Origin of the sequence: Peristeroidobacter soli, from assembly GCF_004138485.1 — a bacterium.
Classification (GTDB): domain Bacteria; phylum Pseudomonadota; class Gammaproteobacteria; order Steroidobacterales; family Steroidobacteraceae; genus Steroidobacter; species Steroidobacter soli.
The window spans coordinates 112,824-129,165 of the sequence record NZ_RYEV01000008.1 but is presented as its reverse complement, the minus strand read 5'-3'; the positions used below and the strand labels follow the sequence as shown (position 1 = coordinate 129,165).

The 16,342-nt window shown below is 62.5% G+C and carries 13 protein-coding genes; 6 read left to right on the top strand and 7 right to left on the bottom strand.

The features are described from left to right. The first annotated feature begins 28 nt into the window (after positions 1-28). Both EKO19_RS31790 and EKO19_RS31785 read left to right on the top strand, forming a co-directional pair. On the top strand, positions 29-1,732 hold the full coding sequence (locus EKO19_RS31790) for a lytic polysaccharide monooxygenase (RefSeq protein ID WP_157995535.1): 1,704 nt from the start codon (positions 29-31) through the stop codon (positions 1,730-1,732). 62 nt (positions 1,733-1,794) lie between these two features. Next, a complete protein-coding gene (locus EKO19_RS31785) occupies positions 1,795-4,308 on the top strand; it encodes a cellulase family glycosylhydrolase (protein ID WP_129781453.1) in 2,514 nt (837 codons plus the stop codon). Between the two features lie 199 nt (positions 4,309-4,507). On the opposite strand, the gene EKO19_RS31780 is transcribed toward EKO19_RS31785, so the two are convergent. After that, positions 4,508-8,470, bottom strand: a complete 3,963-nt coding sequence (locus EKO19_RS31780) for a DUF3683 domain-containing protein (protein ID WP_129781670.1) — start codon at positions 8,468-8,470, stop codon at positions 4,508-4,510. Between the two features lie 156 nt (positions 8,471-8,626). Between EKO19_RS31780 and EKO19_RS31775 the strand changes: the two genes are divergently transcribed. The 4 genes from EKO19_RS31775 to EKO19_RS31760 all read left to right on the top strand — a co-directional run bounded on the left by EKO19_RS31775 (position 8,627) and on the right by EKO19_RS31760 (position 13,197). Further along, on the top strand, positions 8,627-9,313 hold the full coding sequence (locus EKO19_RS31775; protein ID WP_129781452.1) for a YceH family protein: 687 nt from the start codon (positions 8,627-8,629) through the stop codon (positions 9,311-9,313). Positions 9,314-9,396: 83 nt separating this feature from the next. After that, positions 9,397-10,893, top strand: coding sequence for a DegQ family serine endoprotease (locus EKO19_RS31770; protein WP_129781451.1), 1,497 nt, complete (start codon positions 9,397-9,399; stop codon positions 10,891-10,893). Between the two features lie 91 nt (positions 10,894-10,984). After that, positions 10,985-11,656, top strand: coding sequence for a winged helix-turn-helix domain-containing protein (locus EKO19_RS31765; RefSeq protein WP_129781450.1), 672 nt, complete (start codon positions 10,985-10,987; stop codon positions 11,654-11,656). An 83-nt stretch (positions 11,657-11,739) separates the two neighbouring features. Further along, the gene (locus tag EKO19_RS31760) at positions 11,740-13,197 is read left to right on the top strand and encodes a sensor histidine kinase (RefSeq protein WP_175597260.1); all 1,458 of its coding nucleotides are present in this window, start codon (positions 11,740-11,742) and stop codon (positions 13,195-13,197) included. Here EKO19_RS31760 and EKO19_RS31755 read toward each other — a convergent pair. The 6 genes from EKO19_RS31755 to EKO19_RS31730 all read right to left on the bottom strand — a co-directional run bounded on the left by EKO19_RS31755 (position 13,157) and on the right by EKO19_RS31730 (position 16,243). Beyond that, positions 13,157-13,693 (bottom strand): hypothetical protein, encoded by a 537-nt coding sequence (locus tag EKO19_RS31755; protein ID WP_217705741.1) that lies wholly within the window; start codon positions 13,691-13,693, stop codon positions 13,157-13,159. The genes EKO19_RS31760 and EKO19_RS31755 overlap by 41 nt on opposite strands. 17 nt (positions 13,694-13,710) lie before the next feature. After that, positions 13,711-14,052 (bottom strand): hypothetical protein, encoded by a 342-nt coding sequence (locus tag EKO19_RS31750; protein WP_129781447.1) that lies wholly within the window; start codon positions 14,050-14,052, stop codon positions 13,711-13,713. Positions 14,053-14,127: 75 nt separating this feature from the next. Beyond that, positions 14,128-14,424, bottom strand: a complete 297-nt coding sequence (locus EKO19_RS40070; RefSeq protein WP_129781446.1) for a type II toxin-antitoxin system RelE/ParE family toxin — start codon at positions 14,422-14,424, stop codon at positions 14,128-14,130. Then, a complete protein-coding gene (locus EKO19_RS31740; protein ID WP_129781445.1) occupies positions 14,421-14,630 on the bottom strand; it encodes an addiction module protein in 210 nt (69 codons plus the stop codon). Before EKO19_RS31740 ends, EKO19_RS40070 begins: the two co-directional genes overlap by 4 nt. A gap of 162 nt (positions 14,631-14,792) precedes the next feature. Further along, positions 14,793-15,386 carry a hypothetical protein gene (locus EKO19_RS31735; protein ID WP_129781444.1) on the bottom strand — a complete coding sequence of 198 codons (594 nt, stop codon included), beginning with the start codon at positions 15,384-15,386 and terminating at the stop codon, positions 14,793-14,795. A 56-nt stretch (positions 15,387-15,442) separates the two neighbouring features. Further along, positions 15,443-16,243, bottom strand: coding sequence for a secretin N-terminal domain-containing protein (locus EKO19_RS31730; protein WP_129781443.1), 801 nt, complete (start codon positions 16,241-16,243; stop codon positions 15,443-15,445). Between the last annotated feature and the right edge of the window lie 99 nt (positions 16,244-16,342).

The window sequence follows — 16,342 nt, the reverse complement described above, 5'->3', positions numbered from 1 at the left end:
GGGACTTCAGATATTCAACGGAGGATGTATGAAGCTCGATGCATTACGGACGATGCTGCTCGGCGCGTTGCTGCTCATGATGGGCAGCGCCTTCGGGCACGGACTGATTCAAGACCCACCGTCGCGCAACTGGTTCTGCGGCGCTCTCACCAAACCCGATCAAGTCGCCAACGGCACCGCGCAGTATCCAGTTTGCGGCCAGGCATTCACCGCGACCGGTGTCGACCCCAACGCCGGCTACAGCTTCATGAGCGTACTCACGCACACGACCGGCCGCTCGGGCGTCGGCGTGCGCCAGAACGTTTGCAGCTTCAACTCGGAAACCTGGAACGGCGCCGCCACCCCGTGGGATCAGCCGATCAACTGGCCCACGACGCCCATGACCTCCGGATCGAAGGTGTTCACCTGGAACATCTCCTGGGGGCCGCACTTCTCGGACACGGACGAGTTCCGCTACTGGATCACCAAGCCGGGCTTCGTGTTCACGGTGGGCCAACCGCTGTCGTTCAACGATTTCGAGGATGCACCGTTCTGCGTGCTCAAGTACAACGACGCGACACCGAACGCCAACCCGGATGTGATTCCAAATCCCGCCGCCGCGACGTTTCAAACCCGCTGTAACGTCCCTGCGCGCACCGGCCGTCATGTGATCTACGCCGAATGGGGCCGCAATCAATGGACGTACGAACGTTTCCACGGCTGCATCGACGCGATGTTCCAAGGCGGCACCACACCGACCGTCGATGCGCAGATGGTGCTGACGCCCGACGTGGCCGAGTTCCAGGGCGCCGGCTCGATCACGCTGGATGGCCGCACGTCCATCGGCTCGAATCTGAGCTACCAGTGGACCGTCAGCTCCCAGAATCCGTCGCTCTATACGCTCACCAACGCCACGCAGTCGGTCGCGACTCTGACATTAGGCAATCCGCAGGCGTCCGCGAACGTCACTGTTTCATTGGTCGTGGCGAGCGGCGGCGCTTCCGACAGCGCCACGCGCACGTTTGTTCATGCACCTGCGCTCGCGTCGCAGTGGTTCGATCTCGGTCCGCTGACTTCTACGTCACGCACGCTGACGGTCGGCGATCGAGTTTCCGTTCGCACGGTGAACGGCAGCGGTCAAGACGCGTACTGGCCGACGAGTCCGCTGGTGATCACTTCCTCTGACGCGGCTGCCGCCGCGTGGCCTTTGGCGCTCGCGCAAGCGGTCAATGCGGCGAACGGTGCAGTTCGCATCGGTGTACTGAATGCGCAGAGCCAGGTCGTTCCACAGGCGAACGCAACGGCCAATCGCGTGTACTCACTGACGTCAGCGGATATCACGAGTGCGTTCCTGCAAGTGACTCCGGCTACGACGGGCAATGGTGGCGTCACTGTGACACCGGCCGTCGCCGCGAACAGCCCGTACTACAACGAACTGCAGCTGCGCCTATCCAATACGGCAGCTGTCACTGCGCTGTCGGCGACGGTCGTCGTGCAGAGAACGACGGGGGTCAGCTACAGCGGTCAGTACAACACGCTCGGCAGCCAGATCCAGCAGAGCAACTCGAGCACGAGCACCGCAGTCACGTATCAATTCACGCTCGCTTCTGGAACGACCCTCAGTCCCGGAACGAATCGCACGTTCGCCGCGCAATTCGGCGGCACAGGCACTGCCCACCCCACCACTGGCGACACTTACACGGTGACCTACACCAGCGGCGGCACGCAGTACACGCAAACCGGCACGTTCTGAGGAAATCAGAGGCTCGGCACACACAGACCGCATCTTCTGAGGCATCAACAAGGAGACGTCACATGCTTCAATTACACGCGCACGAGGCGGCAGCAAGCGCGCTGCCGCCGGGCCGGCGGCGCATCGATTGGCGAGCGCCGTGCAAAGATCCGCGGCCATATTCAGCCACGGCGCTATCGCGCTGTATCTTGTCGTTCATCACGCTGGCTCTGTGCTATTTAGCGGCGGCGCCCGGCGCATTCGCGCAGAGCGCCGGCTGCCAGATCACTTACACCAAGAGTTGGGAAGGCGGTAACGGCTACGGCGCCAACATCGCCCTCCTGAACACCGGCCCAGCCATCACCAACGGCTGGACGCTGATCTTCACCTTCGCCAACGGTGAGCGCATCCAGAACGGCTGGCCCGTAACGTTCTCGCAGCCCGCCGGCAGCTCACAGGTCACGGTGACGAGCAACGCGGCGTGGAATCAAAGCATCGGCAGCGGCGCGACGTTCAATATCGGCTTCAACGGAACGTTCACGACGACGAACTCGACGCCAACCGGCTTCTCCCTCAACGGCACGGCCTGTACGGGCGGTGGCACCGGCAACACGGCGCCTATCATCAGCCTCACCAGCCCGACCAGTGGCCAAACGTTTGCCGCGGGCTCGGCGGTGACGCTCGCCGCGACGGCGAGTGATCCGGGTGGTGCGGTGACTCGTGTGGAGTTTCGTGTTGATGGCAACCTGGTGAACTCGGACACGACCTCGCCATACAGCTTCAGCGTGACCGGCCTCGCCTCAGGTAGCCACACCGCACAGGCGACGGCGTTCGATAACGGGTCGCCGTCGCTGAGCACGGCGACGGCGGCTGTGCCGTTCACGATTCAGGGCACACAAACGTCGTCCATCACGGCGACGCCGAGTACGTTGTCGCTGATGGGCGGATCGAGTGGCACTTCATCGATTCGTCTGAGCGCGGCGCCTTCCAGCGCGGTGACGGTGACGATCACGCGTTCGGGCAGCACTGCGATCACGCACTCGCCGACGAGCGTCACGCTCAACAGCTCGAACTGGAGCACCGGCGTGAATGTGACTTTCACCGCCGCTGCGGGAACAGGCACGGCAACGTCGACGTTCACGGCGGCTGCGTCGGGTTACACGTCAGCGACGATCACTGCCACGCGGACGACCAGCTCCGGCGCCGTGTTCCGAGTGGATCCCACCGGCCGTATCACGAAAAACGGCACAGTGTTCCCCGTCCGTTGCGGGTCGTGGTTCGGTCTGGAAGGACGGCACGAACCTTCCAACGATCCGACCAATCCGAGCGGCGCGCCGATGGAGCAATACATCGGCAACACTTTCTGGGCGAACGGCGGCGCCGGCACCGGCCGCACGATTCAACAGACCATGACTGAAATCACCGGCATGGGCATCAACGTCATCCGCTTGCCGGTCGTGCCGCAGACTCTGAACGCCAACGACCCGCAGGGTCGCGATCCGTACCTGAAGAATCACTCGTCGGTACGAGTGGCGAACTCCCGGCTGGCGCTGGAGCAGATCATTCAGCTCGCCGACCAGAACAACATCGAGGTCATGCTCGACGTGCACTCCTGCTCCAACTACGTCGGCTGGCGCAAGGGCCGGCTGGATGCGCGTCCGCCTTGGGTCGATGCGACTCGCGACAACTATGATTTCAAGCGAGAGAACTATTCGTGCGCGGCGAGCGGCAATCCGAGCACCGTGACGACCACGCAGCCTTATAACCAGACGCTGTGGCTGGATAACTTGCGGACACTGGCCGGGCTGGGCACGCAGCTCGGTGTGGACAACATCATCGGCATCGACGTGTTCAATGAACCGCACGATTACACGTGGGCGGAGTGGAAGTCGCTGGTTGAGTCTGCGTATACGGCGATCAACGCGGTGAATCCGAACACACTGTTGTTCGTGCAGGGAGTGGGCACGGTGGCTGGGACGCAGGATGGAACTCCGGCTACGACCACAGCGGTGCCCCATGGAAATACGGCGTCGAATCCGAATTGGGGTGAGAATTTGTATGAGGCCGGGAGCAACCCGATCAATATTCCCAAGGAGCGGCTGGTGTTCTCACCGCACACCTACGGACCGTCCGTGTTCGTGCAGCGAATGTTCATGGATCCTTCGCAGCCGCAATGTGCGGGGCTGGAGGGCGATGCGGCGGGCGATGCGAAGTGCAATATCGTAATCAACCCGACGCAGCTCGCGGCTGGATGGGAGGAGCACTTCGGTTATCTCAAGCAACTGGGTTACGGAATGGTCGTGGGTGAGTTTGGTGGCAACCTGGATTGGCCGCAGGGTCAGGCGAGCATCCGGGACCGGAATCGCTGGAGTCACATCACGCCCGGCGTGGATGCGCAGTGGCAGAACGCGTTCGTCGATTACCTGGTCAGTAAGAATATCGAGGGGTGTTATTGGTCGATCAATCCAGAGTCGGGAGATACGGCCGGCTGGTATGGCCATGCGTATGACCCGGTGTCCAACACGACGGGGTGGGGTGAGTGGCGGACGTTTGATCAGCGGAAGACGAATCTGCTGAATCGGCTGTGGGGTCGGTAAGAGGCGTCGGTGCGGCACGGTGCCGAGGTGGCGTTCCTCCTCCCGACACCGTGTTCCCCTACTGCCTTCGCTATCGCTCGGCCCGGGAGACTGGCTTGGGCCAGTCTCCATGGGTTGAGCTCAAAGGCGCGGGCGAGAGCTGACACCTCTTCTCAGAAACTCAGGGACGGGCGACAGCCCACTCCGTCCCGCCCTCAAATCACACGAGAACGCGCTCGATACCGCCCGCGTTTGCTTTCTGCACGTAGTCCGGCAGCCAGTTGTTACCGAGTATGTGCTTCGCGATTTCAACGACGATGTAATCCGCATCGATGTCCGCGTCGTCGTTGTAGCGCTTGAGACCCTGCATGCAGGACGGACAGGAAGTGAGGATCTTCACATCCCCCTTGAACCCATCCGCGCGCAACTTCTCCGCGCCCTTCTTCATCTCGATTTCCTTGCGGAACCGCACCTGAGTCGCCACATCCGGGCGGCTCACGGCAAAGGTGCCGGACTCGCCGCAGCACCGGTCGTTCTTCTCGACCTTGCCGTTCAGTTCATCGTTGATGAGCGTATTCACGACCTTCAAAGGATCGTAGCTCTTGATCGGCGTGTGGCACGGGTCGTGATACATGTATCTCACGCCCGTCACGCCTTCGAGCTTCACGTTCCGCTCCATCAGGAACTCGTGAATGTCGACGATGCGGCAGCCGGGGAAGATCTCGTCGAATTTATAACCCTGCAGCTGATCGAAACACGTGCCGCAGCTGACCACCACGGTCTTGATGTCGAGATAGTTCAGCGTATTCGCGACACGGTGGAACAGCACACGGTTGTCCGTGATCATCTTTTCCGCCTTGTCGAACTGACCCGCGCCTCGCTGCGGGTAGCCGCAGCACACATAACCGGGCGGCAGCACCGTCTGCACACCGACCGACCACAGCATCGCCTGCGTCGCCAGGCCCACCTGCGAGAACAAACGTTCCGAGCCGCAGCCAGGGAAGTAAAACACCGCCTCGGACTCGCTGGTAGTGCGGGCCGGGTCGCGGATGATGGGCACGTAGTGCCGATCTTCGATATCCAACAGCGCGCGCGCCGTCTTCTTCGGCAACCCACCAGGCATCTTCTTGTTGACGAAGTGAACGACCTGCTCGCGCACCGGCGCCTTGCCGGTCGTTGCAGGCGGATGCGCGGTCTGGGCCTTCGCCACGACCTTGAGCGCACGATTCGCCATGCGCTGAGCCTTGAAGCCCCACTCGAGCATCGCGGTACGCGCAATCTTGATGGTTTGCGGATTGGTAGCGTTCAGGAAGAACATCGACGCCGCCGTGCCCGGATTGAAGCGCTTCTTGCCCATCCGGCGCAGCAGATCGCGCATCGCCATCGACACGTCGCCGAAGTCGATATTCACGGGGCACGGCTTCTCGCACTTGTGACAGACCGTGCAATGGTCGGCCACGTCGGAGAACTCATCCCAGTGACGCAGCGACACACCACGACGCGTCTGCTCTTCGTACAGGAACGCTTCGATCAGCAGCGAGGTCGCCAGAATCTTGTTACGCGGCGAGTACAACAAGTTCGCGCGCGGCACATGCGTCGCGCACACCGGTTTGCACTTGCCACAACGCAAGCAATCTTTGATCGCGTCCGAAATCGAGTTGATGTCGGACTGCTGCATGATCAGGGACTCGTGTCCCATCAAGTTGAAGCTGGGCGTGTACGCGTTGCGCAGATCGCCGCCCGGCATCAGCTTGCCTTTATTGAAGCGCCCGTCTGGATCGACTCGATCCTTGTAACGACGGAACTCCTCGGTCTCCGCATCGGTCAGGAACTCAAGCTTGGTGATGCCGATGCCGTGCTCGCCGGAGATCACGCCGTTGAGGTCGCGCGCAATCGCCATGATCCGCTCGACGGCGCGGTTCGCCGTCTGGAGCATCTCGTAATCGTCCGAATTCACCGGGATGTTGGTGTGCACGTTGCCATCGCCGGCATGCATGTGCAGCGCGACCCACACCCGACCACGCAGGACGCGCTTGTGAATTTCCTCGACCCCTTCGAGGATGGGCAGGCACGCGCCGCCCACGAACAAGCGACGCAGATGCGCGCGCACTTCCGTCTTCCACGACGTGCGCAGCGAGCGATCCTGCACCAGATCGAAGATGCGAACGTTCGGTTCGCGATCGACGCGTCGCTCGAAGTCGCCACGCAGCGGAGCAAAACCTAACGTTGTCAGCTGAGGCAGCGCCTCACTCAGCGGCGTATCCAAGTGCTCGGCGAGATAAGTCCAGCGCGCGAGCGTATCCGCAATCACCTGCTGCGCCTGGATCTGCCGGTCACCGAGCAACTCGGTGCGAGAGACGCTGATCAGATCCGGATCGTCGACCTTGCCCAGCGGCAGCTCGGTCTCGAAGAAGTCCCGCAGCTCGCGCAGCATCTTGATCTTGTTGGCGAACGACAGCTCGATGTTGATGCGCTCGATGGCATCGGTGTAGTCGCCCATGCGCTCGAGCGGAATCACCACGTCTTCGTTGATCTTGAAGGCGTTGGTGTGTTTGGCGATCGCGGCCGTGCGGGAGCGGTCCAGCCAGAATTTCTTGCGCGCATCGGGATTGACAGCGACGAAGCCCTCGCCCGCGCGGCTGTTGGAGATGCGGATGACTTCGGAAGTGGCGCGCGCCACCGCGTCATCGTTGTCACCAACGATGTCACCCAGCAACACCATCTTCGGCAAGGCACCGCGCTTGGACTTGGTCGCATAGCCGACGGCGCGCAGATAGCGCTCGTCGAGATGTTCCAGGCCGGCGAGCTGTACGCCAGAGATCCCCGTTTCCTTATCGAGGAACGTCTTGATCTCGACGATGGACGGAATCGCGTGACGCGCGTGGCCGAAGAATTCCAGGCACACGGTGCGCGTGTACTTCGGCATGCGATGGAGGATCCAGCGCGCCGACGTGATCACGCCGTCGCAACCTTCCTTCTGCACGCCCGGCAAGCCGCCGAGGAATTTATCGGTGACGTCCTTGCCCAGACCTTCCTTGCGGAACTTGCGGCCTTCGATATCGACTCGCGCCGTACGCAACACACGCGCACGCTGCGGATGGTCGCGGCCGTCTTTCCATACCAATTCGAACTTGGCGACCTCGACATCATGAATCTTGCCGCGGTTGTGCTCGAGGCGAGTCACTTCGAGCCAGTTGCCGTCGGGATCGACCATCCGCCACCAGATGAGATTGTCGACGGCCGTGCCCCACAGCACTGCTTTCTTACCGCCGGCATTCATCGCGACGTTGCCACCGATGCACGAAGCATCCGCGGACGTCGGATCGACAGCAAACACCAGGCCCTCACGCTCGGCCGCGTCGGACACGCGACGAGTGACGACGCCCGCGCCGCTGAAAATCGTCGGCACCTTCGCGTCCGGCGTCGTTGCGCCCGGAATATCGATAATGTCGATGGGGTCGAGCTGCTCCAGCTTCTCGGTGTTGATGACAGCCGAAAGTGGTGTGAGCGGGATCGCGCCACCGGTGTAACCCGTGCCGCCGCCGCGTGGAATGATGGTGAGGCCCAGCTCGATGCAATCGCGCACCAGCGCGGGAATCTCCGCTTCGGTGTCGGGCGACAGTACGAGGAACGGATATTCGATACGCCAGTCGGTCGCGTCGGTCACGTGTGAGACACGCGCGAACGCGTCGAAACGAATATTGTCGTCGCGCGTGTGACGTTCGAGCAGCCGACGGGCGCGCTTGCGGAGCTGCACCAGTTTTTCGAAATCATTGGCGAACGATTCCACCGCGCGACGCGCCGCCTGCAACAGCTCGCCGACTTTGCGATCGCGATCCGGATCGGCGTCGTCGCGACGGCGCTCGATGTCGTGCAGCCGGTGATGCAAGGCTTCGATCAGCAGACGGCGGCGCTTCGGATTGTCGACCAGGTCGTCCTGCAGATACGGATTACGCTGCACCACCCAGATGTCGCCGAGCACTTCGTAAAGCATGCGCGCCGAACGGCCGGTTCGACGTTCGCCGCGCAGCTCGTCCAGAATGGTCCACAACGACTCGCCCAGCAGCCGGATCACGATTTCGCGATCCGAAAACGAGGTGTAGTTGTAAGGGATTTCGCGCAGACGAGCGGCCGGGCCCGCGACAGCGGCGTCCGGCTCCGTGGTGGCAAGCGGTAGGGACAGGTTGCGCAAGGTAGTAAGGCTTCGGCGCCCGAGCGAGGTATGGACGGTAATTGTACGCGGTTACAGTCCGGTCCAAGAAGCCGGCGATGTCGATAAGCCCTTGATCCTGGCAATCCTTTATATTCCCCAAACCAAACTGCATAAGCTTCGAGGCCCATGAACACGCACCTGTCCACCCTGGAAGCCCGGTTGATCGGCTGCCTGATCGAGAAGGCCCTGACCACGCCCGATCAATATCCGCTGTCGTTGAATGCTTTGCTCAACGCCTGCAATCAGAAAAGCAATCGCGAGCCGGTGCTGAGCCTGGACGAGCGCACCGTGCAGGAGAGCGTCGAGGGGCTGGTGAAAAAGCATCTGGTGCTGGAAAAATCGGGCTTCGGCAGCCGGGTGCAGAAGTATCAGCATCGCTTCTGTAACACCGGCTTCGGCTCGTTCGAGTTCACGCCGGTGCAGACCGCGATCATCTGCGAGCTGCTGCTGCGAGGGCCGCAGACGCCGGGCGAGCTGCGCACTCGCGTGCCACGCATGGCCGAGCTGCACAACCCGGCCGAGGTTGAATCGGCACTCGAGGATCTGGCGACGCGCCCGGATGGGCCTTTCGTCAAACAGCTGCCGCGCGAGTCGGGCCGTCGTGATTCCCGCTATGCGCATTTGTTCAGCGGTGAAGATGCGATTCCCTTGACCCCGGCCGAGGCGAGCGGCGGTGGAGCTGAACCGCAGCCAAACGCGCCGATGGCCGAATCGCGCAGCTCCCTGACGACGCGCGTCGACACGCTCGAAGCGCAGGTCGCTGCCCTACGACAGGAGTTGGAAGAACTACGCAGTAGCATTAAGTCCTCGTAATAGAGGCTCCGCCACGCAAACTTTGCTTGCGAAGGGGCGTCTTACTGGCATTGCATAGGAAACCCAATTGGGAGGAGCCATCCATGCTTGTCAGACAGAATCGAGCCCCCTTCAATCGAGCTCGCGCGACCGTGGTCTCGGCAGCCACGTTGCTGGGTATCGCGCTGGCCGGCTGCAATGGCAGCTTCGCCGATAACAACCCGACCCAGGCGGCCGCCTCGAGCCCGCCGCCCGCCATCGCAACGGCGTCGCCGCGCAATGTCGCCGCCGCCCTGCCCGATTTCGCGTCGTTGGTCGATCACTATGGCCCGGCCGTCGTGAACGTCGCCGTGGTCGGCAAACAGCAGCCCGTCAGCAACGAAGGGCCCGGCGGCATGTCGCCCAACGATCCGTTCCAGGATTTCTTCCGTCGCTTCGGTCAGCCCATGCCGCGCAATCAGCAGCCGGCCCGCGGTGAAGGCTCGGGCTTCATCGTCAGCGCCGACGGCTACATTCTGACCAACGCGCACGTGGTCGCCGATGCCGACGAAGTCACGGTGAAGACCACCGATCGTCGCGAGTACACCGCCAAGGTGGTGGGCTTCGATGAAGCCACCGATGTCGCGGTGTTGAAGATCGATGCCAAGAATCTGCCGACCGTGAAGATCGGCGATCCCGCCAAGCTGCGTCCCGGTGAGTGGGTGATCGCCATCGGCTCGCCGTTCGGCTTCGAGAACAGCGTCACCGCCGGCATCGTCAGCGCGACCTCGCGCTCCATGCCCGGCAGCAACTACGCGCCGTTCATTCAGACCGACGTGGCGGTGAACCCCGGCAACTCCGGTGGCCCGCTGTTCAACATGCAAGGCGAAGTGGTCGGTATCAACTCGCAGATCTACAGCCGCAGCGGCGGTTACATGGGTCTGTCGTTCGCGATCCCGATCGATGTCGCCAGCAACGTGCAACAGCAGCTGGTGTCGAACGGCAAGGTCACCCGCAGCCGCATCGGCGTCTCGATCCAGGACGTGAATGCGCAGCTCGCCGAATCGTTCGGCCTGGACCGTCCCAAGGGCGCGCTGGTCGGCATGGTCGAAGAGAACGGCCCGGGCGCCAAGGCCGGCATCAAGGCCGGCGACGTGATCCTCAAGGTCGACGGCACCGACATCGAGCAGTCCTCGCAGTTGCCTGGCTTGATCGCCTCGAAGAAGCCCGGCAGCACGGTCAATCTCGATGTCTGGCGTGAAGGCGGCATCAAGCACATCAGCGCCAAGCCGGTCGAGATCGTCGACAAGGGCACCAAGGTCGCGAACCGCGACGCCGTGGAATCCGATGAAACCGCCAAGCTCGGCCTGGTGGTCCGCCCGCTGCAGAAGCAGGAGAAGGCGCAGGTCGACACCCAGGGTGAGCTGGTGGTCGAAGACTCGGACGGCCCGGCGGCGGCCGCCGGCGTGCAGCGTGGCGACATCATCCTCGGCGTCAACGGCAGGCCCGTGAAGTCGGTGGATGAGCTCAAGGTCGCCGCCCGCAAGACCAAGGGCAAGATCGTGGCGTTGCTGATCGAACGAGACAGCGCGCAGATCTTCGTCCCGGTGCGCATCGGCTAAGGATGTAGCTATGGTGAGCGACCGACGAATGGCGGAAACTTCCCCTCGTCCCTCCCCGCTGCCGTCGTCGGTCGGCTCACCGGTTACGCGAATGAAATTACTGCTCATCGAAGACGATCTGCAGGCTGCCGAATATCTGCTCAAAAGCCTGCGGGAAATTGGCTACAGCGTCGATCACAGCCCCGATGGGCGGGACGGCCTGGAAAAAGCGACCCAACGTCATTACGACGTGGTGATCGCGGACCGTCAGCTGCCGCACCTCGACGGCCTGACCATCATCACCACCCTGCGCGAGCGCAACGATCGCACCCCGGTGCTGATCCTGTCCGCGCTCGGCACGGTCGACGACCGCGTCCATGGCTTGAAAGCCGGCGGCGACGACTACCTCACCAAACCTTTCGCGTTCGCCGAGCTGCTCGCGCGCATCGAAGCGCTGAGCCGCCGAGGCACTGCCCAGGCTGAAGCCAGCCGGCTCAAGGTCTCCGACCTGGAGCTCGACCTGCTGGCCCGCAAAGTGACGCGGGCCGGCCAGAACATCGACCTCACCACCAAGGAATTCCAGCTGCTGGAGTTCCTGATGCGCCGGCCCGGCCAGGTGGTCACGCGCACCATGCTGCTCGAAGGCGTATGGAACCTGCACTTCGATCCGCAGACCAATATCACTGACGTGCACATGAGCCGCCTGCGCAATGCCGTCGACAAAGGGTTTTCCCGGCCGCTGATCCATACCGTGCGCGGCGCCGGTTACGTCCTGAAGGAATAACCGGGTTCGGCCGGATGGCCGGCGGCGACGGGAGACGTCGTACAATGGCCGCCACTACAACGGTTCTTCAGAGCAGTGAACGCATGACCGACTCCGGCCGTCCGGATGCCGTCGGGCCGACCACGCGCCCGCGAACGCGCATGCGACTGTCCACGTCGCGGCTCGCCACGCTGTTCATCGTGATCTTCGCCGTCGGCGTCACCCTGGTGCTGACCGCCGTTTATTTCCTGACCGCGCGCGTACTCGACAACGAAGTCGATGCCGTCATCAACTCCGAGGTCAACAATCTGGTCGACGACTATTCGCGCGGCGGCCTGCTCCAGCTCGTGGCCACCCTGCATCGTCGCGCGGATGGCTGGGGTCGATCCGGCGCCGTGTATCTATTGGTCGAAAGCAACGGCTTTCCCATCGCCGGCAATCTGGCCCGCTGGCCGCAGGTCGTGAGTCGCTACAACGATTGGGTCGAATTCGAAATCGACGCCAGCGACGCCGGTGGCGCCATCGCGCATCCGGTGCGCGCACAAATCATTCGGTTGCCTGGCAATCGGTGGCTGCTGGTCGGCACCGACATTCTGGATCGCAGCCGACTCGCTTCGCGGTTGCGAACGGCGATGTTCTGGGGTGTGGGCGCGAGTGTGTTGCTCGCCACGTTGTTTGGTTTGAGTTATAGCCGGCGCATCCGCCGTCGCGTGCGCGCCGTGGCTGCGACCTGTGAATCCATCATGGCGGGCAATTTGTCACAGCGCCTGCCCGTCGAGCCCGCGCACGATGAGTTCGATGCGCTCGCCACCGCCGTGAATCGGATGCTCGAAACGATCGAGCAGCAGACCGAGACGTTACGCACGACGTTCGATAGCGCCGCCCATGATTTGCGCGCTCCCCTGTATCGTGCCCGCGTGCGCATCGAAGAGTCTCTGCAACACGAAGGGCTCGCCGATAACGTTCGCGAGACCATGGACGCCACGCTCGCTGAACTGGATCGCGTACAACGGACATTGGGCACCTTGTTACAAATCGCCCAGACCGACGGCCGCGGTCGCGACGTTCCCACCGAGGATGTGGATGTCGCCGCGCTCGCGAAGGAACTGGTCGAGCTGTATCAACCGGAGGCCGGCAATAGAAACATCAGCCTCGAATATCAGGGCGACGCGACCGCCTCCATTCACGGCAATCGTCAGCTGCTCGCGCAGGCAGTGGTGAATCTACTGGAGAATGCGATCAAATATGTGCCCGAAGGCGGCAAGGTCGAAGCCAGCGTCCGCACCCTCGACGACTCCCTGACTCTATCCGTCGCCGACAACGGCCCCGGCATCCCCGACGCCGACCGCGCCCGCATCCTGCAACCCTTCGTTCGGCTCGAGCGAGATCGGGATCAAGTCGGCAGCGGCCTGGGCCTGAGCCTGGTCGCCGCGGTCATGCGATTACATCGAGCCTCGATCGAGCTGCTCGACAATCACCCGGGCCTGTTGGTGCGATGTGTGCTGCCGGTGCAAAAACAACTCAGGCCACCAGCGCCTCCTCATCCAGCATCAGACGCTTGAGATCGTGCGCCGGGACGGTCAGTGAATTCTTGATCTTGTTGAAAACGGCGTGATAGCCGACGAAAAGCGAGACCGGCACCACCAACCAGAGCAGCATTGGCCCGCTATTCACCGCCAGCGCCTTCGTGGCAATGCGAATCTGTTCGCTTCTTAGCGCCCGCCCCCTCGGCACAACACAGTCATCCAGGATCCGCGCGCGCGCCTCGACTCGTCGCTTGAGCCCGGCATCGCGATCTATCTCTTTGGAGAGGGTGTAGATCGTGACCAGGTCGAACTTGAACAGGATGCAGGCCAGCGAATGGATCGAGTCCTGCAGCTCACACAGCTGACGCTCGACCCGGTCGAACTGCTCACCCGCGCCCGCTGAAGTTTGAATTCTCAGCAGCCGGACCTCGTCTTCCAATCGAATGAGTGCCAGGCGCAGTTCGAGCCGCAACGACGGCGCGACGATCGACTCATATACAAAGTGAAGAATGGCACCCGCGGCCAGGACCATGATGCAGTAGTACATCGCTACCCCCTACTCGACTTCATTCTTTGCGCGCCGAAACTCCGACTCAACTCCAGTGAGATCACGCGGCGCAGACTCCTGACATGGACAAACCAGCCGCCAGTTACCACCAGCGCGAGCAAATAGCCCAGCAGCGCCCAGCGTTCCAACCCATCGACGATTCGGAACACGAGCCTGGAAACATCTTCGGGCGGTATTCGCCAGATCAGCGACATCGCGATCAGCCAAAAAATGGCCAGGGGAAATTGCCCCTTGTTGATCGACGCAATCAGGATGTCTCGAAAGGCGTTGGCCCACGGGCTCGAAGACGAGTGATCTGAGGATTGCGGGAGCCGATTGACCATGAAGCCGACTGTACGTCTTCACAGGCCAAAGCCCACCCTGAATTTTAAATTTAGCGGCGCTGCAGCGCGTCGTAGTCAGGGTCGGCTTTGCCAGCGACGCGGATGCCGGCTCCCGTGCATGACAGCTACGACGACAATATCGTCAGGCTCGACCCGAAAGTAGACTGCGAACGGGAAGCGCGCCATCAGAGCGCGACGGGTGTTTCTGCGCACCAGGGGATACAGCAACGGCCGATCAGCGATTGCATTGAAAACTGCCATGGCCTGATCAAGAAACTCTTGCCCCAGGCCTCGACGCTGCCGCTCATACCAAGAGGTCGCAACAGCCAGATCCTCCTCGGCGGCTTGCCTGAGTCGGACCGTCAAACTCACAGGGTTTTGCGAATATCCGCAATAACGTCCGCAACCGGGCGGCCGCGAATACCATCAGATTCGTATGCATCGAGCCGACGATCGAGTTCGGCTTGCTGTTGTGAGGTAAGCGGCAGCGCGTCCTGATCTGCCGCAATGCTGTCCCACAGGTCCCCGACCAGGCGGATGCGTTCTTCCAGCGGCAGTTTTCGCAAATCTCGGCTCATGGGATCAGCATACCCCGGCGCTCGGAGTCTGCAAGACCGCATCTGCCGGGTACCCGAGCTGCCCATCTCCATACGCCTGACCTCGAATGACGTCGCCTCGCATCGGACTGTACGCCGCCACAGGTCAGGTGCCACCCTGAATTTTAAATTTAGCGCCGATGCTCAGCGCTTTTCGATCGACTCCACATAGAACAACTCGCACGCGCCATTGCCGGTGTCGGCGCGCGTGAGCGAGCTCTTCCAGGTGAAATTGTTCGGGCCGGCCACGCTGACGAGCTGGCCGCGCAGATGCACGATGTTGCCGGGCTTCACGCCCTTCAGGCGATCTTCGATGGAGTCGTCCGCGGGAATCAGATGCATGTTGGACGAGCTCCGCAGGGCCGTCGGGATGTCGAGGGCCTGCTCGTCGGGATAGATGGTGAAGAAGCGCGCGCCCTGGGTGATCCGGAAGTGGGCGAGCACGGCGCTGTCCGACATAGGGCCCCAGCCGAGCGCGAAGTCGATGGGCGACAGGCGAGCCCCGCCATCCATGCTGTATGTCTCGACCGACAGCACACGCGCGTCGACTTCGAAATCCGCCAGCGGCGTCACCTGATAATCGCCGTGTGCGAACGGCGGCCGCTCCACCAGTTGCTGCCAGGGCTCGTCGGGTGCGAGCACGCCCGGCGGACGATCGACAGCCCGGCCTTCCACCAGCGCGGCAACGCCCGCGCCGACGGCAGCCAATGCCACCACGACTCGCCAATGAGCAAACATGACGCGCAGGTTACTGGGCCGCCACCAACCCTCGCAGTGCGCGCTTCACATCGGGGTCACTGCGCGTCGACTTTCACCCATACGGACAGCTCGCTGCCGCCGGTGTTGTAGCTGTGACTCAGGATGCCGCTGCTGGTGCTGCTGGAAGTCTCGCTGACGCCGCCGAGCTGCATCCAAGAGCCCAACCGGCCGACGACTTGCGTATTCAGCGACTGCGATTGAATGCCGTTGCCGCCGACGCGCTCATCCTGCTGTGAGATCTCCAATATCACCTGATCGCCATTGATACGCGGCGTGACCATGAAGCCGCGCTGCAGATTGCGCTGCTCGACCGTGCCCGCGACGAACGGCCGTTTGCCGCCGCCGACTGCGAAGGCCGTCACAATCGGCACGGTGGTGCCGGTGGCGATGAAGGCGGAATTCCCTTCGAGCACCTGCACGCTCGACACGCTCGCGTCGTTCGTTTGCAGATTGCGCTCGCCGGCGCGCACCCTGGCCGACACGCCATCGCGCGTGCTCAGCGTGCCCGACGCCGAGGCCTGTTCCTGTTGAATATCCAACGCTGTGCTCCGGCGCACGGAAACCAGCATCTGCCGCTGTTGTTTATCCAACTGCGCGACCGCCGAACGCAGCTGCGCGAGATTGCCGCTGCTGGTGCGAACGAACAGCTTGTAGTCCTGCCCGGTGAGCGCGCCGCCCTGTTCCAGCAGGGGCTGCAATACCGGAATGAGATCTTCAGCACGCCGGTGCTGCAAATCGATGACAGTCAGCGACTGTGCCCAGCTCACAGTGGCCATCAGACAGGCGCCGATGCCCACCCAGAAGCCCCGCCGCCAGCACCGGAATAATTCGTTCATGAAGCCTCGTGGACGCGCTAAGTCCCTGTATTGCGATGACTAAACAACTGGCTCAGGCGAACTCTTAGGTACCCGCCGCGGCGCCGCCGGGTCGAATTC

Bases quoted from the DNA above. Each gene is read 5' to 3' on its own strand.
- EKO19_RS31790 (WP_157995535.1), top strand. From the start codon at position 29: ATGAAGCTCGATGCATTACGGACGATGCTGCTCGGCGCGTTGCTGCTC.
- EKO19_RS31785 (WP_129781453.1), top strand. From the start codon at position 1,795: ATGCTTCAATTACACGCGCACGAGGCGGCAGCAAGCGCGCTGCCGCCG.
- EKO19_RS31775 (WP_129781452.1), top strand. From the start codon at position 8,627: ATGAACACGCACCTGTCCACCCTGGAAGCCCGGTTGATCGGCTGCCTG.
- EKO19_RS31770 (WP_129781451.1), top strand. From the start codon at position 9,397: ATGCTTGTCAGACAGAATCGAGCCCCCTTCAATCGAGCTCGCGCGACC.
- EKO19_RS31765 (WP_129781450.1), top strand. From the start codon at position 10,985: ATGAAATTACTGCTCATCGAAGACGATCTGCAGGCTGCCGAATATCTG.
- EKO19_RS31760 (WP_175597260.1), top strand. From the start codon at position 11,740: ATGACCGACTCCGGCCGTCCGGATGCCGTCGGGCCGACCACGCGCCCG.
- EKO19_RS31755 (WP_217705741.1), bottom strand. From the start codon at position 13,693: ATGGTCCTGGCCGCGGGTGCCATTCTTCACTTTGTATATGAGTCGATC.
- EKO19_RS31750 (WP_129781447.1), bottom strand. From the start codon at position 14,052: ATGGTCAATCGGCTCCCGCAATCCTCAGATCACTCGTCTTCGAGCCCG.
- EKO19_RS31740 (WP_129781445.1), bottom strand. From the start codon at position 14,630: ATGAGCCGAGATTTGCGAAAACTGCCGCTGGAAGAACGCATCCGCCTG.
- EKO19_RS31735 (WP_129781444.1), bottom strand. From the start codon at position 15,386: ATGTTTGCTCATTGGCGAGTCGTGGTGGCATTGGCTGCCGTCGGCGCG.
- EKO19_RS31730 (WP_129781443.1), bottom strand. From the start codon at position 16,243: ATGAACGAATTATTCCGGTGCTGGCGGCGGGGCTTCTGGGTGGGCATC.